Source organism: Flavobacterium gawalongense, assembly GCF_007097265.1.
GTDB classification, from domain to species: domain Bacteria; phylum Bacteroidota; class Bacteroidia; order Flavobacteriales; family Flavobacteriaceae; genus Flavobacterium; species Flavobacterium gawalongense.
The window spans coordinates 12380-33262 of record NZ_VJZP01000031.1 but is presented as its reverse complement, the minus strand read 5'-3'; the positions used below and the strand labels follow the sequence as shown (position 1 = coordinate 33262).

18 protein-coding genes are annotated in these 20883 nt (G+C 33.5%); 11 read left to right on the top strand and 7 right to left on the bottom strand.

Annotation, left to right across the window (positions count from 1 at the left end):
* The first annotated feature begins 53 nt into the window (after nt 1-53).
* From yidC to FNW38_RS14295, 6 genes are all read left to right on the top strand, one after another.
* A complete protein-coding gene (gene yidC / locus FNW38_RS14320) occupies nt 54-1958 on the top strand; it encodes a membrane protein insertase YidC (protein WP_143386366.1) in 1905 nt (634 codons plus the stop codon).
* 88 nt (nt 1959-2046) lie between these two features.
* Complete coding sequence (locus FNW38_RS14315) at nt 2047-2760, top strand: toxin-antitoxin system YwqK family antitoxin (protein WP_143386367.1); 714 nt, start codon at nt 2047-2049, stop codon at nt 2758-2760.
* 76 nt (nt 2761-2836) lie between these two features.
* The gene (gene mnmA, locus FNW38_RS14310; protein ID WP_143386368.1) at nt 2837-4024 is read left to right on the top strand and encodes a tRNA 2-thiouridine(34) synthase MnmA; all 1188 of its coding nucleotides are present in this window, start codon (nt 2837-2839) and stop codon (nt 4022-4024) included.
* Between the two features lie 134 nt (nt 4025-4158).
* Nucleotides 4159-5772: a S8 family serine peptidase gene (locus FNW38_RS14305; RefSeq protein WP_143386369.1), complete on the top strand. Its 1614-nt coding sequence runs from the start codon at nt 4159-4161 to the stop codon at nt 5770-5772.
* 15 nt (nt 5773-5787) lie between these two features.
* On the top strand, nt 5788-6732 hold the full coding sequence (locus FNW38_RS14300) for an NAD(P)H-dependent flavin oxidoreductase (protein WP_143386370.1): 945 nt from the start codon (nt 5788-5790) through the stop codon (nt 6730-6732).
* 10 nt (nt 6733-6742) lie between these two features.
* A complete protein-coding gene (locus tag FNW38_RS14295; RefSeq protein WP_143386371.1) occupies nt 6743-7153 on the top strand; it encodes a hypothetical protein in 411 nt (136 codons plus the stop codon).
* Nucleotides 7154-7758: 605 nt separating this feature from the next.
* On the opposite strand, the gene FNW38_RS14290 is transcribed toward FNW38_RS14295, so the two are convergent.
* Nucleotides 7759-8199 carry a DUF4268 domain-containing protein gene (locus tag FNW38_RS14290; RefSeq protein ID WP_143386372.1) on the bottom strand — a complete coding sequence of 147 codons (441 nt, stop codon included), beginning with the start codon at nt 8197-8199 and terminating at the stop codon, nt 7759-7761.
* A 97-nt stretch (nt 8200-8296) separates the two neighbouring features.
* Here FNW38_RS14290 and FNW38_RS14285 point away from each other — a divergent pair, with 97 nt between their 5' ends.
* Complete coding sequence (locus FNW38_RS14285; protein WP_143386373.1) at nt 8297-8938, top strand: NUDIX hydrolase; 642 nt, start codon at nt 8297-8299, stop codon at nt 8936-8938.
* A gap of 138 nt (nt 8939-9076) precedes the next feature.
* Entirely contained in the window at nt 9077-9886 is an 810-nt protein-coding gene (locus FNW38_RS14280) for a lysophospholipid acyltransferase family protein (RefSeq protein ID WP_144064931.1), read from the top strand.
* A 138-nt stretch (nt 9887-10024) separates the two neighbouring features.
* Here the strand turns inward: FNW38_RS14280 and FNW38_RS14275 are convergent, their stop codons facing one another.
* On the bottom strand, nt 10025-10657 hold the full coding sequence (locus FNW38_RS14275; protein ID WP_143386375.1) for a hypothetical protein: 633 nt from the start codon (nt 10655-10657) through the stop codon (nt 10025-10027).
* Complete coding sequence (locus tag FNW38_RS14270; RefSeq protein ID WP_144064930.1) at nt 10654-11157, bottom strand: RNA polymerase sigma factor; 504 nt, start codon at nt 11155-11157, stop codon at nt 10654-10656. Before FNW38_RS14270 ends, FNW38_RS14275 begins: the two co-directional genes overlap by 4 nt.
* 308 nt (nt 11158-11465) lie before the next feature.
* Here FNW38_RS14270 and FNW38_RS14265 point away from each other — a divergent pair, with 308 nt between their 5' ends.
* Nucleotides 11466-12770: an NAD(P)/FAD-dependent oxidoreductase gene (locus tag FNW38_RS14265; RefSeq protein ID WP_144064929.1), complete on the top strand. Its 1305-nt coding sequence runs from the start codon at nt 11466-11468 to the stop codon at nt 12768-12770.
* A 60-nt stretch (nt 12771-12830) separates the two neighbouring features.
* Here the strand turns inward: FNW38_RS14265 and FNW38_RS14260 are convergent, their stop codons facing one another.
* Entirely contained in the window at nt 12831-13892 is a 1062-nt protein-coding gene (locus tag FNW38_RS14260; protein WP_143386378.1) for a DUF3810 domain-containing protein, read from the bottom strand.
* A gap of 109 nt (nt 13893-14001) precedes the next feature.
* Between FNW38_RS14260 and FNW38_RS14255 the strand changes: the two genes are divergently transcribed.
* A complete protein-coding gene (locus FNW38_RS14255) occupies nt 14002-15462 on the top strand; it encodes an aminoacyl-histidine dipeptidase (protein WP_143386379.1) in 1461 nt (486 codons plus the stop codon).
* A gap of 284 nt (nt 15463-15746) precedes the next feature.
* Here FNW38_RS14255 and FNW38_RS14245 read toward each other — a convergent pair whose 3' ends face one another.
* The 3 genes from FNW38_RS14245 to FNW38_RS14235 all read right to left on the bottom strand — a co-directional run bounded on the left by FNW38_RS14245 (nt 15747) and on the right by FNW38_RS14235 (nt 18169).
* Nucleotides 15747-16085 (bottom strand): DHCW motif cupin fold protein, encoded by a 339-nt coding sequence (locus tag FNW38_RS14245; protein ID WP_143386381.1) that lies wholly within the window; start codon nt 16083-16085, stop codon nt 15747-15749.
* A 269-nt stretch (nt 16086-16354) separates the two neighbouring features.
* On the bottom strand, nt 16355-17053 hold the full coding sequence (locus tag FNW38_RS14240; RefSeq protein WP_143386382.1) for a LytR/AlgR family response regulator transcription factor: 699 nt from the start codon (nt 17051-17053) through the stop codon (nt 16355-16357).
* Nucleotides 17054-18169: a sensor histidine kinase gene (locus tag FNW38_RS14235; RefSeq protein WP_218043697.1), complete on the bottom strand. Its 1116-nt coding sequence runs from the start codon at nt 18167-18169 to the stop codon at nt 17054-17056.
* 107 nt (nt 18170-18276) lie between these two features.
* Here FNW38_RS14235 and FNW38_RS14230 point away from each other — a divergent pair, with 107 nt between their 5' ends.
* Nucleotides 18277-20487 carry a carbohydrate binding family 9 domain-containing protein gene (locus FNW38_RS14230; protein WP_143386383.1) on the top strand — a complete coding sequence of 737 codons (2211 nt, stop codon included), beginning with the start codon at nt 18277-18279 and terminating at the stop codon, nt 20485-20487.
* Nucleotides 20488-20883 lie beyond the last annotated feature (396 nt).

Here is a 20883-nt window from a genome sequence, read left to right as displayed (position 1 = left end):
ACGGTATTCATTAAACTTTATACTTTAAACAATAAACTTTTTTAAATAAAATAATGGAAGAGAAAAAATTTGACCTTAATTCGATTATAGGTTTTGTATTGATTTTTGGTATTTTGATTTGGATCATGTATCAAAATCAGCCTGATGAGGCAGCCATTGCAGCTGAGAAAGCCAAAAAAGAGCTGGTAATCAAGGAGGCCAAAGCCAAAGAATTGGAAGCTAAAACCGTGGCTATAGCTACAGTTGCTGTTGCAGCAACCGGAGATTCCACACAACTGGCCCAATTGCAAAAAACGTTGGGAAATTTCGCTTATTCAGCGACACTTCCTTCTGCGAAAGCTGGTTTTACAACTATCGAAAATGAATTGGTTAAATTGAAAATTGCCAATAAAGGAGGATTTATTGTAGAGGCTACTTTGAAACAATTTGAAAAATTCAAAAAAGGCTCAGGAGAATTGGTTGAATTGATAAAAGACAATAATGCCGATTTGAATGTGCAATTGCTTACCAGTGATAATCGTACTTTAAATTCTAAAGATTTGTATTTTGAACCTACTTTGACAAAAGTTGGAGCGGATCAAGTTTTGTCTATGCGTTTGAAAGCGGGAGCAAATGAATTTTTGGAATACAAATACATATTGAAACCAAACGATTATATGATTGGTTTTGACATTCGTTCTCAAGGATTGAATAAAGTCTTGAATACTTCTAAGCCATTGGATTTAGAATGGAATTTGAAAACCTACAGAAATGAGAAAAGTGTAGCTTACGAAAACCGTTACACCGAAATTTATTTCGAACACGAAGAAGGAAAGATTGATTATGCAGGACTAGGTCAATCAGAAGAATCAGATCTTGAAAAAGCAACTTTTGTAGCTTTCAAGCAGCACTTTTTCTCTACAATTCTTTTGACAAAAACGCCTTTTGAAACGGCTAAATTGAAATCTGCTAATTTGGTTCATGATGATAAAGTAGATACCACTTTTACCAAGCAATTTAAAGCTAATATTCCATTGGCATTCAGTAACGGAGAAGTGGATTATAAAATGAGTTGGTATTTTGGGCCAACAGACTATAAGACATTAAAATCATACGATAAGAATCTTGAAAAAATTATCTCACTTGGATGGGGTATTTTTGGATGGATCAATAAATTTATCTTTATTCCATTATTCGGATTTTTAAGTTCTTATATCGCATACGGGATTGCGATAATTATTTTCACTATTCTGATAAAATTAGCAATGTCGCCTATTACGTTCAAATCATTCTTGTCACAAGCCAAGATGAAAGTATTGCGACCTGAAATTACAGAATTGGGAGAAAAATTCAAAAAAGACCCAATGAAGAAGCAGCAGGAAACGATGAAATTGTACAATAAAGCAGGAGTGAACCCTATGGCGGGATGTATTCCAGCCTTGATTCAGCTTCCTTTTATGTATGCTTCGTTTCAGTTTTTCCCATCGGCTTTTGAGTTAAGACAAAAAAGCTTCCTTTGGGCAGATGATTTATCTTCTTTTGATGAAATTATACGATTGCCTTTCTATATTCCTTTTTACGGAAATCACATCAGTTTATTTCCAGTGCTTGCCTCGATTGCTATTTTCTTCTATATGAAAATGACTTCTGGTGATCAACAAATGGCAGCTCCACAACAAGAAGGTATGCCGGATATGGCGAAGATGATGAAAATCATGATTTATGTTTCGCCAATAATGATGTTGTTTTTCTTCAATAGTTATGGTGCGGGATTGAGTTTGTATAACTTTATTTCGAATCTAATTACCATTGGAATTATGATTGTCATCAAAAGATACTTTATTGATAGCGATAAGATTCATGCTCAAATTCAAGAAAATAAATTGAAAGAGCCAAAAAAACAAGGCAAATTCCAGAAAAAACTTCAAGAAGTTATGGAACAGGCCGAAGCTCAAAAAGCACAACAAAAGAAAAAATAATTCATAAAAAAAATCTCGATACATTTCGAGATTTTTTTATTTAGACATAATTTAAGCGGACCGAATTCGTTACTATAAAAAGGTAATTATGAAAACATTTTGTAAAAAAGGAATACTTGTTTTGATTTTTTTGAATGTGTTTTGTCTTCATGCACAAACGGATTTCAATAAATTAGACGAAAAGGGAAGAAAGCATGGAGTATGGAAAGGCTTTTATGAGGAATCAAAAAGACCAAGATACGAAGGGACTTTCTCTCATGGAAAAGAAATAGGTATTTTCAAATTTTTTGATGATACCAAATCAGCTTCCGTAATTGCCACTAGAGAATTCAATGCTAAAGAGAATTCAGCTTATACTATTTTTTATGATCAGAATAATAATAAAGTGAGTGAAGGCAAAGTGGTGAATAAATTATTTGAAGGAAAATGGAAGTATTACCATCAAGCTTCAAAAACCATTATGGCAACTGAAAACTACAGCAAGGGAAAGTTGGAAGGCTTGCGAACTGTTTTTTATCCTGATGGCAAAATTGCCGAAGAAATCAGTTATAAGAACAATTTGAAAGACGGTACTTATAAGAAATATACGGAGAAAGGAATTGTACTTGAAGAATCTATCTTCAAGAATAACAAATACAATGGTTTGGCAGTTTTTAAAGACACTAATGGGAATGTAGTTTCTAAAGGACAGTTTTTAAATGGTAAAAAAGTTGGTATTTGGCAATTTTTTGAAAAAGGAAAATTGGTTAGAGAATTGAACATGAGTAATCCCCAAAATGCTACAAAAAACAAGAATAATTAAGTCTCATATTGCGCAAATACTATTGTAAATCTTTTTGTAACTTTGCACTCTTATTAAAATTATAATTTTTTTGAAGATGAAGCGTGTTGTTGTAGGACTTTCCGGAGGTGTAGATTCAAGTGTTGCGGCTTATTTGTTGCAGCAACAAGGCTATGAAGTCATAGGTCTTTTTATGAAAAATTGGCATGATGATTCTGTTACTATTTCAAACGAATGCCCATGGCTGGAAGACAGCAATGATGCATTGCTTGTTGCAGAAAAATTAGGGATTCCTTTTCAAACCGTTGATTTAAGCGAAGAATACAAAGAAAAAATCGTTGACTACATGTTCAACGAATATGAAAAAGGGCGTACTCCAAACCCTGACGTACTTTGTAATCGCGAAATAAAATTTGATGTTTTCATGAAAATTGCTTTGAGTCTTGGTGCCGATTATGTGGCTACAGGGCATTATTGTCAAAAAAGTGAAATCGAAGTGAACGGGGAAACTGTTTACCAACTTAAGGCTGGTGCCGATACAAATAAAGATCAGTCCTATTTTCTTTGTCAGTTGTCACAAGAGCAATTGGCAAAATCGTTATTTCCTATTGGAGAATTGACAAAACCTGAAGTTCGGGAAATTGCTGCTCAAATGGATTTGATTACTGCCGAAAAGAAAGATTCTCAAGGATTATGTTTCATTGGAAAAGTGCGTTTGCCAGAATTTTTGCAACAAAAATTGCAACCCAAAGACGGATTGATTATTCAAATTGATAAAAACAATCCTGTTTATAATTTAGGAAAACAGGAAGGCTTAACGCTGGAAGAGGATTTGGCTTCTGATGCAAGAAAAATTCCATATACTCCAGAAATGGGCAAAGTAGTAGGGAAACATCAAGGTGCTCATTATTTTACCATTGGGCAACGAAAAGGATTGAATGTAGGTGGAACTACAGATCCATTATTTATCATAGCTACTAATGTGGTAACCAATACCATTTATACCGGATTGACGAGTCAACATCCTGGATTGTTTAGAAAATCATTGTTTATCGAAAAATCCGAAGTGCATTGGATTCGAAAAGATTTGGCTTTGGCTAATGGACAAACTATGGAGATTATGGCAAGAATTCGTTACAGACAACCTTTACAAAAAGCAGTAGTACACCAATTTGAAAACGGAATGTATGTTGCCTTTGACGAACCACAATCCGCAATAACCGAAGGGCAATTTGTGGCTTGGTATTTAGAAGATGAATTAGTTGGTTCGGGAGTTATTTCTTAGTTTAGTACTTTTATTTATAAAAAATTCTAAAAACGCACGCTTTCGCGGAATTTAAAATGCGATAAAAGTGCTATATTGATGATTCAATCCGAGCGTTATTTGGAATTTTTTATAACTTACAAATAAAATTGACTATGAGAAAAATCTATTTGTTTGTTTTTTTATTGATTACATCAGCAGGATTTTCTCAAGAAGATGCTTGGATATATTTCAATACTAAACCCAGTTTTCAATTTTATTTAGATACACCTTTGCAAATGCTTACTCAAAGAGCTTTGGATAGGAGAACCAATCAGAACATTGCTTTAGACTTTAAAGATGTTCCCATTGAGTCGTCTTATATCAATCAAGTAAAAGCAGTTGCAGGAATTACTGTTATGGCAAAATCCAAATGGTTGAATGCTATTCATGTTCGTGGAACACAAGTAAATGTAAATTCATTGGGAGCATTTTCATTTGTCAGTAAAGTCGATTTTGCGGATAAATCACTCAATCAAACTGGAAAAATAGCGAAGTCATCAAAAATTAAAAAGGTAAATAAAACGAAAAAAACCAAAATTAATTACGCTTACGGAACCTCTGAAAATCAAATACAGATGCTTAATGGACAATTACTACACCAACAAAATTATACCGGTTCCGGAAAAATAATAGCCGTTTTGGATGCTGGTTTTCCCGGTGTTAATACAGCACAACCTTTTCAAAGATTGAGGGATAATAACCAGATTTTAGGAGGTTACAATTTTGTATTAAGAAATCCGGATTTTTACACTGGAGTTTCACACGGAACAGCTGTACTCTCTTCGATGGGTGGCTATAAAGAAAATTCATTAGTGGGAACAGCTCCTGACGCTTCCTATTATTTATTTATCACCGAAGATGATACTTCCGAAAATCCTGTTGAAGAATCGCTTTGGGTAGAAGCAGCTGAAAAAGCAGATAGTTTGGGTGTGGATATTATAAATACCTCTTTAGGCTATTTTGAATATGATAACCCTGCTTATAGTTATACCTATAGCGAAATGAATGGGACAACAGCTTTTATGTCACGTGGCGCTGTAATTGCATTTAGCAGAGGTATGATTGTAGTAGCGTCAGCCGGTAATTCAGGTGGTACATCCGATCCACATATTGCTGTACCTGCCGACGCAACATCAGTAATTGCGGTAGGAGCGGTAAATGCTTCAGAGTCTTTGACTTCATTTAGTTCCATAGGACCTTCGTCTGACGGAAGGATAAAACCGGATGTTATGGCTCAAGGACAATCGGATGTCTTGTCCGATGAATTTGGGAATATAGTTGTTGGAGATGGAACCTCTTTCTCTAGTCCTATTATGGCAGGAATGATTGCTTGTTTATGGCAGGCAAATCCTATCAAAACCAATGAGGAAATCAGGCAACTAGTGATAAAATCTGCAGATAGATTTGCAACGCCCAATAATCAATATGGTTATGGCATTCCAGATTTTGGTTTAGCGGTGAGCAATGGATTATCACTAGACATTTTTTCGAAAGATGATTTTATAATTTATCCGAATCCGGCAAGTGATTTTATTTCAATTTCATTACCACTAAGTCTTGATAGAGCAACGGTTGCCATTTATACTATTTTAGGTCAAAAAGTGTTAGATAAAGAAATCACAACACAATCGGCTAGCATTTCATTGAAAGCATTGAGTAAAGGAATGTATATATATAAAGTGGAATCCAATTCTTTTTCTAAAACTGGAAAAATAATAAAACATTAACATTCTCAACAATACATGAATAAAATTACAGAACTTTTCAAAATTAAATATCCAATTATTCAAGGAGGAATGATTTGGAACAGTGGCAATAAATTAGCGAGTGCGGTTAGCAATGCAGGAGGTTTGGGATTGATAGGTGCCGGTTCCATGTATCCTGAAGTCTTAAGGGAACACATTCAAAAATGTAAAAAAGCCACTTCAAAACCTTTTGGAGTAAATGTTCCAATGTTGTATCCCAATATCGAAGAAATCATGAAAATTATTGTTGATGAAGGTGTTAAAATCGTTTTTACATCGGCTGGAAATCCAAAAACATGGACTTCTTATTTGAAAGAAAACGGTATAACGGTAGTGCATGTGGTCAGCAGTTCTGTTTTTGCATTAAAAGCACAGGATGCTGGCGTTGATGCGGTAGTTGCCGAGGGATTTGAAGCTGGAGGACATAACGGAAGAGAGGAAACCACCACGTTTACGCTAATCCCAATGGTGAAAGAAAAAATTACCATTCCGTTGATTGCTGCAGGTGGAATTGCGACCGGTCGTGGTATGCTTGCTGCAATGGCACTGGGAGCAGACGGAGTTCAGGTTGGAAGCCGGTTTGCTGCATCGGTTGAATCTTCTTCACATGAAAATTTCAAGAAAACCATTATAAACGTAAAAGAAGGCGATACGCAATTGACCTTAAAAGAACTCGCACCAGTCCGATTGATTAAAAATAAATTTTATCAGGATGTTCAGCATTTGTATGAAAAGTGTGCAACAAAAGAAGAATTAATTGGTTTATTAGGTAGAGCGAGAGCAAAACGTGGTATGTTTGAGGGAGATTTAATCGAAGGAGAGTTAGAGATCGGTCAAATAGCAGGATTAATTCACGAGATTAAACCAGCGGGAGACATTATTCAGGAAATGATAGCCGATTTTGAAACAGCGAGAAAAGAAGTAATGAACTTTGATTTTTAATTTATAAATAATGACGAAGAAAAAAATATATATAATATTCCTTTTTTTGGTCTTAGGACTGCAACATTCGTATGGACAAAACTATAAGTTTAAAACATCAGGCTTTAGTGTTTTAGAAAAAAATGAAATGGGGAAATGGGGAAAGTGGTCTGATCTGAATTTGGTCAATATTTTAGTCACTTTGGATACCAATAAAAATAGAATTGTGGTTTATTCCCAAATCATTCAGCTCTTTGAAATAATTGATTATCAGCCCACAGAAGAGAATGATACTGATATTGTTTATTCATTTACTTGTAAGGATAATGAAGGGGTCGATTGTACCGTTTCTATAATTACCCGAAAAAAGCAGGGCAACAGGAAACAATTGTACATCAATTATGATGATAGGATTGTAGTTTATAATATCTTCAATATGTAAAAAAACACGATCTAAGCTACCATTATGGACACAAATATTCAGACGAAATTTTAGCCACGAATTTAAAGAAAGTTGGGTACTTTGACAAATAGTTGCTAACTCAGAAAAGCGTTGTCAACCGTAAGCAGATGAAATAGGTTCGCTAAAGCGAAATACTGATAAAAAACAGATTTTCCACAACACTAATCTGCTGAATCTGCAAAATCTGCGTGAAAAATTTTCAGCACGCAGATTCAGCAGATTTTATAGTGCCGTAATACTATTTCGAATTCTTAATACCAACCATTTGAAAAGAGTTAGATAGAATTTCACTAATTTACTCGAATTAATTCGTAAAAATTAATGAAATTCGTGGCTGCTTTTTTTATAATAATAAAATCTGTGTAAATCTTTTCAATCTGTGTTATCTGTGTCCTATTTTAAACTTGTGTCCAGACGGTAGGCTTAAAGCGGCTTTTTTTATATCAATTTGATACGGTAAAAAAATTAGAATTGTAATTTCGTTATGTTGCGTGAGGGATGGCAGTGAAAAGCCCACAGCCTGACGAAGGAAGAGCGAGGACTTGTAACGTACAGCCCGACCCGTTTTTTCAACGGGTCACGCCCTAAATTTTCTCAATATCTTTAATAAAATCATCGTATTCCATATAAAACAACTCTAAAGCATTCATTTTCTCGTTGTAAAAGTCAAATATTTCATCCCAATAGTTGCGATTGCTAACACCAATACCTAATTTTTCAACCCAAATGCGGCTGATAGTTTTGCCGTTTTCGAGATTAAATTCTTTCTCGAAAACCAAATCTTTAATGAATTCGTCCTCTAAAATATTTTTTAGTGCTTCTATTTTTTCAAAATAAGCAATTCGTTTTTCATCATTTCGATGTTCAATATCTATTAAAACTTGGGCTTTTTTATTGTCTACATAGAACTTGAAAGAGAAATCCTTGATTTTGGTGTCGTATAGCAACCATTTTCGGGGGTATTTTTCTGCGAATGCGATCCAGAATTCTCGTTTTAATTTTTGAGTTTGTTCTTTGCTGTACATTTTTATTTATTTGAATTTGATTTTAGAAAATTTGCTAAACGTTATTTTCTAAACTATATTTATAAGATCTTTTGGTATGCAAAAATAGACTTTGATTATGGATTTTCAAGATTTTTTAAAATATGTTCCCAATTTTGCTCAAGCAAAGCTTCCTGCATTTGAAGCGCACATTAAAATGGCGCCTCTAGAGCGAATAGATGCTTTGAAAAATGGAATTTTTGATAATAAAAAATCAAGAAAAGCTGCCGTCATGATGTTGTTTTATCCTAAAAATGGAAGAACACATTTGGTGCTTATTGTACGGAGTTCCTATGAAGGGACCCATTCTTCCCAAATAGCATTCCCGGGTGGTAAATTTGAACCGGAAGATGCCGTTTTTGCAAATACGGCTTTACGGGAAACCCATGAAGAAATAGGAATTCTTCCCAGAAACATAGAAATTATAAAGCCTTTTACAGAATTGTATGTTCCGCCAAGTAATTTTATGGTGCATCCTTTTTTAGGAATTAGTAGAGAAGAAATCAGTTTTATTCCTGACCCTAATGAAGTGGCAAATATAATTGAATTGCCTTTATCGGTTTTCTTGAGTGATGAAATAATTATCAGTGCTGAAATGGCAACTTCTTATGCGGGTAAAATCACTGTCCCGGCTTTCAAAATAGAGGAGCATATTGTTTGGGGTGCTACTGCCATGATGTTGAGCGAATTGAAAGAGGTTTTGAAAGAGGTTTTAGGTTGAAAGGATTTGTTTTTAATTGTTGAAAAAGGAGTATTCAACTCTTTGTAGTTTTCAATAAGGTTTGTACAATCTGTAATTAACTTCAAATATAAATTTCGTAAGTTTGTAGTCCAAATTCACAAAAATACACACAATTTTATGGGATTATTTAAGAGAAATCCTTTTGGACACATATTATTTATAAAAAAATGGTTGATCCGAATCTTCGGAGCCATCACGCATAGACGTTATAGAGGATTTAATGAATTACAAATTGAAGGTTCGGAAATTATAAGAAATTTACCGGATGCAAACGTACTTTTTATTTCCAATCACCAAACCTATTTTGCCGATGTTGTGGCTATGTTTCATGTTTTTAATGCGAGCTTGAGTGGGCGAGACGATACCATTAAAAATGTATGTTATCTCTGGCAACCCAAGATGAATATTTATTATGTTGCCGCCAAAGAAACCATGCAAGCCGGTTTATTACCAAGGATTTTATCGTATGTAGGAGCAATAACTGTTGAAAGAACTTGGCGTGCCAAAGGTGTTGATGTAACCGAAAAACGAGAAGTAAACCCAAACGATACTGAAAATATTAAAATAGCGCTGAAAGATGGTTGGGTAATCACTTTTCCACAGGGAACTACCAAATCTTTTAAGCCCGTTCGCAAAGGAACGGCTCATATTATCAAACAACACAGACCTATTGTTGTGCCTATTGTTATTGATGGTTTCCGTCGTTCGTTTGATAAAAAAGGATTACGCATGAAAAAGAAAGGAATCTTGCAGTCATTTATCATCAAAGAGCCTTTGGATATTGATTACGATAATGATACAATTGAGGAAATTGTTGAAAGAGTGGAATATGCCATTGAGCAACATCCTTCGTTTTTAAAAGTTATTCCAGTTGAGGAAATAAAAGAACAGGAAGAGCTAAACCGTTTAAGACAATGGGAATATTAGAAATGAATTTCTACTTGATTAATTAAGGAATTAGTGAATTAGTGACAATTTTAATATATCATATCCGTGTAGATCTGTTCAATCTGTATCATCTGTGTTCCATTTTTAAATTTCTGGGACGTAGCCTTTAGAACGAGGCTACAAATCTATCTTTTTCAATTCTTTATAATTGGCATACAATCTTTTCAACAAGATTCCATACAATAACCTGTAAAATAACCAGAATATCCCAAAAAATACAGCGATAGTCAAAATTAGAATGCCTATTGTGATGGCCATAATTTTTCCGTCGTTGGCAATTTTATCCTTCAAAATACTTACATCAGGATTGTAAGAAAAGGCAATTACAAAACCTATAATTAAGCTAAAAACAATCATCCCAAGATTATACCAAACATAATATTGGACCGTTTTTCGGGTTTTTAGAATGTCTTTCATCAACTGTTTTGTGGAAGCAGTTGTCGAAATCAAAATGTAGTTTTTATAAAATAAATAGATAAAAACCAGTATCACGCCATAATTAAAAATGGTTAGCACCTCAAAATATTGGATTAATTCATCGTGTTTCAGTTTCTTAAAATAATCATCAGTATTAAAAGCCAAGCTAATCAATGTCCATATTGAAACCTCCAAAATACTGATAACCAAAATCCACTTTACAATCGAAGACGATTTTTTATGAATCATTTTGTAAATTTCTATTTCCGAAACTTGTTCAAAAGAATTATCATTCTTCTGCCAGTCTTTTTTCAATAAATCCAGCTCTTTCATATTCCTAATGGATTTAATATTTTTTTTAATTTCCCTTTTATTCTATTCATTTTAACTCTGGCATTTACTTCGCTAATTCCTAATGTCTCGGCTATTTCAGTATAATCTTTATCTTCCAGATACATAAACACGAGTGCTTTTTCAATATCATTCAGCTGATAAACCGCCTTATACATGAGTTTTATCTGTTCTTCCTCCTCATAATTATACTCGATATCATGAGTAAAATGCTGTCTTCCCTCAAATTCAATGGTGCTTATCGATCGTTTGGTTTTTCGATACAAAGTAATAGCAGTATTCAAAGCCACGCGATACGCCCAAGTCGAAAATTTGCTGTCGCCCCTGAATTTTGGAAATGCTTTCCATAACTGAATCGTGATTTCCTGAAACAAATCCTTGTGTGCATCATCGCCATTAGTATACAACCGACAAATTTTGTGGATTATATTCTGATTTTCCTGCAACTGCTTTACAAAAGAATGTTCTAGATTTTCACTCATAACACATTAGACTGACTCAAGTCAATTTTGTTACAAATTACAACTTTTTTATTTTGAAGCACAACTTTTTAGAAATACAATAAACACTCGTCCCGCTGTACATTTCAATCTTTCTAGTCCTAAACTTGTTTCAGAATCCTGAAACAAGTTCAGGACTAGAAAGGATTTCCATTGCCATCGCGGCTAGTTTACACGTTTAGTATTTCTTAAGAATTTTTCCAAAAAACAAAAATTTTGATAGTAATAGATGGAATTCTAGGTTGAAAAACATTGTATCTTTGAGTATCAACAACTCAGAAATTTTAAACATGAACATCCCAAATTCAACTTTACCCAGAATAGTAATAATAGGTGGAGGCTTCGCAGGAATAGCACTAGCCAAAAAACTAAAAAGTAAAAAAGTTCAGGTTGTTCTTTTAGACAAACACAACTACCATACTTTTCAACCTTTATTGTACCAAGTGGCCACTGGCGGACTCGATGCGGGTTCCATCGCATATCCTATCCGGAAAGTAATTCAGGAATACGATGATGTTTATTTCAGATTGACTACAGTAGCAGAAATTGATACCAAGAACCAAAAAGTAATTGCTGAAATTGGGGAACTCAGTTATGATTATCTGGTTATAGCGACTGGTTCCAAAACCAATTATTTTGGCAACAAAGAAATAGAGCGCAACAGCATGGCCATGAAAACCATACCGCAATCACTTAATATCCGCAGTCTTATTCTTGAAAATTTCGAACAAGCTGTGCTAACCACTGATTTAGCCGAACGAAATAGCCTCATTAATTTTGTACTTGTAGGTGGCGGACCAACAGGAGTAGAGCTGGCTGGCGCTTTGGCCGAAATGAAGAAAGCCATTTTGCAAAAAGATTATCCCGATCTTGATATTGCCAAAATGGAAATCAATCTCATTCAAAGTGGCGACAGAATTCTCAACACTATGAGCGAGAAATCCTCACAAGCCGCCGAAAAATTTCTACTCAGTTTGGGTGTTAAAATCTGGAAAAACGTTCGTGTTATCAATTATGATGGCCGAACGATTCTCACCAATTCTGATTTAACTTTTGATACCGCCACTGTAATTTGGACCGCAGGTGTACAAGGTGCTATTGTTGCCGGACTGGATGAGGAATCACTGGTTGAAAAAGTAGAACGCATTCGAGTAAACGAATTCAATCAAGTAATGGGTTATGACAATATTTTTGCCGTAGGCGATATTGCATCTATGGAAACCGAAGAGTATCCACAAGGGCATCCCATGTTGGCGCAACCCGCCATGCAACAAGGAAAACTGTTGGGAGAAAATATAATTAAATTAATTAGAAAGCAACCTATGGAAGCTTTTGAATACAATGACAAAGGCACCATGGCAACCATAGGAAGAAATAAAGCCGTAGTCGATTTGCCTAAATACCATTTCAGCGGTGTTTTTGCCTGGTTTGTTTGGATGTTTGTGCATTTGTTCTCCTTAATTGGTTTCAAAAACAAAGCGGTAGTTTTCTTGAATTGGGTGTACAACTACATCCGTTTTGACCGCGAAGGACGTTTGATTATCAGACCATATAAAAAGAAAAGTTTTACTGCGTTTACTAGTGATGAGGTTTAGAAAATTATGAGTTATAAATTATTAGTTTTTGGGACTAACTTAAAACTCATAATTTATAACTCACAACGCTTTTTCCTTATAATAATTTACCATCAAATTCACAAATTTGCTGTATCCCTCCATACCATCTTTTTGTTGGTTTAATTTCAGGAAACTGTCGTAAAAAGCATGAAAACCCGTTTCGATTGGTGTTTCGTATTGTTTCCAGAAATCCTCACTTTCTTTGTAGTTTTTTAAAATTCCGGGATGAACAGTTTTTAGTAATTGTTTAAATATTTTTTCGTCACGAACTTGCCAATTGCTTAAACAATAGCGTAAAGCCATACTGTATCCGGAATATTGAAAGTATAAATTGTCATTTTTTACTGAAGCCAAAAATCCAATGAAATTACATTCGCTTTCACTGGCATAGCCCATTTGATGTGCCATTTCGTGATTGGTTGTCATTGGGAAACTATACATCGGGCCAAGATCATTTACTTGGGCTTCATTGGTAAACGGATTCAAATAGCCACCAAACCCCATATAGGACAAAGGCAAACTGAGAATCGATTTTTTTGCACTCAAATGGGTGTAAGAAAAATAAAAATATTCTCTGGATAGGTTTTTATAGCCGTTCAAGTTCATTTCAAAAACCTGTTCTTGCGAGTAGGGGAATACCACTTTTAAACTGTCATTTTTTGTAATCTGACCTTGAATGGCGTTGGTTTTGGTGATTAATTTTTTGGTGAAAGCCAATAAATCAGCATCAGAATACTCTTTTTTAATTGCCATTTTCTCAAAAAGTGGTTGGCGATGATAATTGAAAGCCCAAAGAATATGGAACAAAAAATAAAAAACCGAAATAAAACTTAAAACAGCCAGAATGTTCTTTTTCCATGCTTGTTTCCAGGATTTTCTTTTGTTCCAAAACCATATTAAAATAAGGGAAATCACAATAAAATAAATAAAATCACCCACAGAAATAGGAATTGTGCCAAAAACAATTCTCGAAAATTTAGCAATAATAGGATACAAGCCATTGCTGTAAAATTGCTCGACATGTTCCGGAAAAAAGGGAATAATCTGCAGAACGATTATTTGGATAAAAAGAAAGAAGGAAAGAAAATATTTTGGTTTCACTGGATGAATTTTGAAAATGTAAAGATAATTACAATATCAATTAGTATCGAAAAGAATTTAAACTTTGTAACTTTGGGGCTTGTAAATGTTAAACCTCAAACAAAAATAAATGAGCCAAGAAATAAGAAATCTGGAACCCAAAGCACTTTGGAATAAGTTTGCCGATTTGAACGCAGTGCCTCGTCCTTCTAAAAAAGAAGAACGTGTGATTGAGTTTATGAAAAATTTCGGAAATAGTCTGGGATTGGAAACTTTTGAAGATGAAATACGAAATGTAATTATTCGCAAGCCGGCTACTCCAGGAATGGAAAATCGTAAAGCGATTGTGCTTCAAGGCCATTTGGATATGGTGCATCAAAAAAATACCGATACCGTTTTTGATTTTGATACACAAGGAATCGACATGTATGTGGATGGAGACTGGGTTCGCGCAAGAGGAACAACTCTTGGTGCTGATAACGGTCTTGGAGTTGCCACAATTATGGCAATTCTGGAAAGCAAGGACATTCCGCATCCTGCCATTGAAGCTTTGTTTACCATTGACGAAGAAACTGGAATGACTGGAGCTTTGAACTTAAAAGGAGGCATTCTTAAAGGTCAAATACTTTTGAATTTAGATACCGAAGAAGATAATGAAATCGACATTGGTTGTGCTGGAGGAATCGATGTAACGGCTACAAGAAGTTATCACGAAGAGGAAGTTCCAGAAGGTTCTGTTGGACATATTATTACGGTAAAAGGATTGAACGGCGGGCATTCCGGAATGGATATCCATAAAGGTTTGGGTAATGCCAATAAAATAATGAACCGTTTATTATTTGATGCTTTTGAAAACTTCGGTTTACAAGTGGCAGAAATCAACGGAGGAAGTTTGCGTAACGCTATTCCTAGAGAAAGTGTTGCTAAAGTAATTATTTCCGAAATGTTTGATGAAGCTTATATTTTTGATATGCAAGAAATCATTAACGATATCAAAAACGAATTTAAAACTACTGAACCTAACTTAACTATCGAAATCGTGAAATGCGATTTGCCGAAAAAAGTAATGGATTTAGGTGTTCAGGAAGGAATTATCAGAGCGATTTATGCAGCACACAACGGAGTGTATCGAATGAGTGCCGATATGGAAAATCTGGTAGAGACTTCTAATAATATTGCCAGAGTAATCATCAAAGATGGTGAAATTTCAATAGGATGTTTGACCCGTTCTTCTGTAGAAACGTCTAAATATGATTTGGCTAATTCTTTGCGTTCTGCTTTTGAATTAGTAGGTTGTGAAGTAGAACTTTCAGGTTCTTATCCAGGTTGGACTCCAAATGTAAATTCGGAGATTCTAGACGTTCTGGTTGCTATTTACGAGAAACAAAATAACGAGAAACCAAAAGTTGTGGCTTGTCACGCAGGATTGGAATGTGGGATTCTGGGAACTAATTATCCTGAAATGGATATGATTTCTTTTGGACCAACCATTCACGGAGCACATTCTCCGGATGAAAGAGCAAGTATTTCTTCTTCTCAGAAATTCTGGAAATTTGTATTGGAAATTTTAGCTAATATTCCAGTAAAATAGTATTCAGTTATTGAAAAAAGTGGTCAGTATTCAGTTGTTTAGTGGTCAGTATTTATAACTGAACACTTCTTTTTAAACTGAACACTGACCACTAAATTTTAGTCTCTTTTAGGACTGTTTTTCTTTTCTCTTTTTTCTTCTTTCTTTTCCTTTGCAGTTTTCAGAGGTTCTTTTTTCAAAGTTTTCTTTGCGTCTTGACTTTTTGCCATGATATAGGTATTTAGATTTTGTTTTTAATTTTTGATGTAAGTAAATGTATATAATATTTTGATTTGTTTTAAATATTATTTTAAAAAATCCCCGTCGATGATTAATAATTCAACACCATTAGCAGCTATAGAGCGATGAGAACTTAAATCATCAGAAACGACATAAGTCATCCCTTTAGACAGATTTGTTTGTTCTCCAGTCTCCATTTCGCTAATAAAATCACCTTCCAGACAATGCACAATATGTCCTTTTTGGCACCAATGATCTGCCACATAATTTTCTGAATAAATAACTTTTCGGATTCGTAACCCACCTAATTGTATGGTTTGCCAATAGGCAGTTCCCGTTTCTCCTCTATGTTCTGTTCTTTCTATTTTGTCCCAATTGATGGCTTGGAAAGGTATGTTAGACATGGATTTTGTTTATTGGATTAATAAAATTTTGGCTAAAATTCAAATTTAAGTGTTTTCCACTCGTAACTACAAAAAATAATTAAAAATGAAAGAACTTTGAGTTTTGATTTGGTAGCGAGATAGAGATTTGAACTCGGGGTCAGATTATGAATTAATTTTCTTACGAATTAAACTCTCCTTTTTGCGTTAAAAAGGGATGTTTTCGTCTGCTCTAAATGATGGATTTTGTGGTTAATTTTTAAATCAATTTTTTTATCATGTTTAAAAAATTAATCTTTAACTCTCTCTAAAAAATCATTTTTATAGGTTCTTCCAATAGGGATATTCCTGTTGTTTACAGTAACACTATTAGTATTCCAGTTAGTAATTTGTTCTTTGGCAACAATGAAGGATTTATGTATTCTAAAAAAACGACTCTCGGGTAAAATCTTTTCCATTGTTCTTAGTCTTTCATATACAACAAGGATTCCTTCCGTTGTAGCGATTTTTATATAATCCTTCAAGCCCTCAATAAAATAGATGTTGTTTACATTTACTTGTTTATTTTCTTTCCCTACTTTCAGAGAAATAAACAGTTCGTTTTGTGCCTCAACATTAGGCAATTGATTCATATTTGATTCCGAATTAATAAATCGAGAAATTGATTTTAAAAATCGTTCTTGACTTATAGGTTTTAGTAAATAATCAAATACTTCTAATTCAAAACCTTCAACAGCATAATCTCTATATGCAGTGGTTAAAATTACTTTTGGTTTTTTGTTTAAAGACTTAAGTAATTCTAACCCACTCATGCGTGGCATTTGTACATCCAAGAAAATTAGGTCAACCTCATTTTGTTGTAAAAAAACAAAAGCTTCTATGGCGTTATCAAATGAATTGATAATTTCAAAATCGGGCAAATTAGATAGATGATTTGCAATTAGTGCTCTTGCAGGCACTTCATCATCAATTATCAGGCATTTATACATTTAATATATTATTTTAAGGACTACCATATAAAGTCCATCTTCTTTTAAGATATTCAAAAGATGTCTCTCTGGATAGTAAAGTTTTAATTGTCTTTTTAGGTTTTCTAATCCCATTCCACCTTTTTCAGAATTTATATTCGTAATTGATGGTTCCTCAACACTATTTGATATTTTAAAACTCAATTCCTTAAGTTCCTCATTGATATCAATTTCAATTTTTATCCAAGATTTCTTGATAGAGTTATTTACCCCATGTTTGATACTATTTTCTATTAATGGCAGTAATAGTAACGGCTGAATAAAAAGTTCTTCAGAGTTCTTAGGTAAGTTTATTTCAACATTTAGTTTATCACCTAAACGAATTTTATGTAATTCAATAAAATTTTCCAAATAATCAAATTCTTCATTCAAAGGGACTAGTTCTTTTTTTGAATGGTATAAGTTGTATTCAATAAAATTAGAAAGATGAAGTATTTGGCTTGCAGTCTCAGGGCTTTTTAAAATAGCCGTCGAGTAAATATTATTTAACATGTTAAATAAGAAGTGTGGATGAACTTGGTATTTCAATAAATCCAATTCTGACTTTACTTTTTCTCTGTTTAGAGCATCAAGAACCTGTCTTTGATTAGACCAATGCTTTATAAAGTAAAACATTCCATACATACCTACCATTAAATACAAACTTACCAATTCTAATAAGAGCTTAGGAATCGAAAAGAAATTTTCGTCAAATTCATCTTTAGGAAGATAGTTTGGTTCAAAATAGAAATAGCTAAATGCTCTTTTAGCAAAAACAAAAAACAGAGCAATAGCTATTATATAAGACCAAAAAACGACTTTGTTTTTTGTGTCATGCAATTTTTCAAATACGATATGAAAGGTTAAGGTTGCTGTTAAAAAAGCAACAGGAATATGGAATATGGAGTAAACAAAATACTTTTCATATTCATTACTCAATGCACCAATCCCTATCCATTTATATAAGAATAATAAGCTCCAAAAAATAATATTGAACTTAATAACTCCACCTTTACTAAACATAATTTTTTTTAAATAAAGGTATATAATATAACCTATTTTGATTTCAATTAATTCATTTTTTAGACTAACTCCCAACTTTTTAGATGAACAACTTTTTTTTAATATGTTCGTCTAAAAAATTAGTCATTGAGCTAATAAAAAAAAATAGTATACAATGAACTATTATTTTTGAAATAAAAAGCATGAAACCAAACCACCTTTTAATTATTACCTTTTTAATTTTTATATTTCACAATCAACTTTCCGCCCAGCAATCAAAGAGAAGTATTTTTGTTAAATATTCAACCGAAAAAATTAATCTTGACGGAGTTTTAGATGAACCCGTTTGGCAAAGTACAGATTTAGCATCTGATTTTTGGCAATTTTTCCCAACAGATTCTTTAAAGTCTAATAATAAAACCGAAGTCCGAATGACATACAATGAAACTACTTTGTATATTGGGATTCGGGCTGAAAGTAAGGATGGAAAATTTATTGTTAACTCATTAAGAAGAGATTTTAGTGGCTCAACTAATGATAATGTTTCCTTAATTTTTGACACTTTTAATGATGCTACAAATGCCTTCATGTTTAGTGTGAATCCTTATGGAGTACAAAGAGAATCTTTAGTTTCGGGAGGTGGTTCTTCCACAGGCTCCCTTAATTCAACTTGGGATATTAAGTGGCAATCCGAAGGTAAAACCTATGAAAACTATTATGTTTTGGAAATTGCTATTCCTTTTAGTTCATTGAAATTTAAGGAAGGTGGGCAAACGTGGCGTTTTCAGGCCTACCGTTGGGATTTACAAACTAATGAACAAAGTGCGTGGTCCAGAGTACCTCAAAATCAATTATTGGTTAATTTGGCATTTTTAGGGGAAATGCATTTTGAAAAACCTTTAGGTAAAAATCGCCCTCCAATCTATGTTATTCCATATATGAATGCTGTAACATCTAAAGATTTTTCGAATAATGTAACAGGCAATAATTTTGCTTTTGGAGCAGATGCAAAAATAGCAATTGGTAATGGCCTTAATTTGGATATCACTGCTAATCCTGATTTTTCTAATGTAGAAGTGGATAATATTGTAACGAATATTACCCGATTCGAATTATCGTTGCCAGAAAAAAGACAATTTTTTATTGATAATGGTGATCTTTTTGCCAATTTTGGAAACACCTACAATGATGCGAAACCATTTTTCTCAAGGAGAATTGGAATTGTTCGTGATTCTTTGGGCAGAACCATCGAAAATAAAATTTTAGGTGGTGTGCGTTTAAGCGGAAAAATTGATCAAAACTGGCGAGTGGGTCTGTTGAGTTTACAAACTGCTGATGACCCGGCTAATAGAATCGGTTCAAACAATAATTCCATGTTTGCTTTGCAACGCAAGCTGTTTAGTCGTTCCAATGTTGGGGTATTCTTTGTTAACCGCCAAACATTTGGTAATTATGATTATCAATTGGCTAATGATAAATACAACCGAGTGATAGGAATGGACTATAATTTAGCTTCGGCAGATAATACCTGGACGGGAAAGGCTTATCTACACAAATCCTTTCAACCTGGAGATGTTAGCGGTAATTTGTCTTCTCAAGCAGTTATGATTTATAATACCAGAAAATACAACATTATTAGTGACTGGGTATATGTAGATAAAGATTTTAGAGCAGACTTAGGTTTTATTCCAAGAAATGATATTTTTAAATCAGGAACTGGATTTGCAAGAACTTTTTATGCCAAAGGTGGAGTCGTTAATAAGTACACGCCAAGAATCATGAATTTAATGTTTTTTAAGCCACAAATGGATTTTAAGAAAACAGACCATATTATATGGCTAACTCAAGACATCGAATTCAGAAATCAGTCAATATTGAGTTTCGGTTACATGTGGAATAATGTCTTTCTTACTGGTGATTTTGATCCAACAAGGACTCCTGGAGCAACACCTTTACCTGGTAATATGGATTATACATTTAATCAATTTAATGTATCGTTTACTTCTAAAAATTCAAGTATGATTACCTTCCAAAGTTCCGCAACCGTTGGGCAATTTTTTAATGGAAAAAGTTATTCATTTAGTGGCACAGCAAACTTAAGAATCATGCCGAAGGCTTTGATTAGCTTAGTTGCTAACTACGATAGAATTGATTTACCTGCTCCATATTCAAAAGCGGATATTGTTTTGATTAGTCCAAAATTTGACCTTACTTTTTCCAAGTCTTTGTTTTGGTCGACACTTGTTCAATATAGTAATCAAAAAAGTAATTTAGGTATTAACTCCAGATTACAATGGCGATTTGCACCACTATCAGACCTGTTTCTGGTTTACAACGATAACTATTATACACGCGAATTTGGCCCTACTTATCGTTCTGTTAATTTAAAACTTTCTTATTGGTTTAATCTATAGAAGAAGGTTGAAAATGTAAAAGAATATAATATAAAAAATGCAATTAGTAACCAAAAAAGAGTGCCGAAATTTTAAATTAACAAGAAATAGAAAAAACATTTATCTTTAAGTTAATTAACGGAATTCTCACTTAGCAAAAGTTCTAAATTAGTTTAAAGACTTAAATTGCTTATAGTGGAAAGATAAAAGGAGTTAGAGAGTCAGGTTTGTCTCTTTTTGTGCCCGCATTATTTTAGTTAAGTTTTTCTTCTTCTTTTTTTTATAGCTTGTAAATCAAGCAACAATGAAAACCCTATGGGCCTATTTATTAAAATATGAATTTTATAATTGCTTGATTTTTGTATTTTTTTGTTTGATTTTTATAAATTTAAAATTATATAATAAATTATCTTGCAT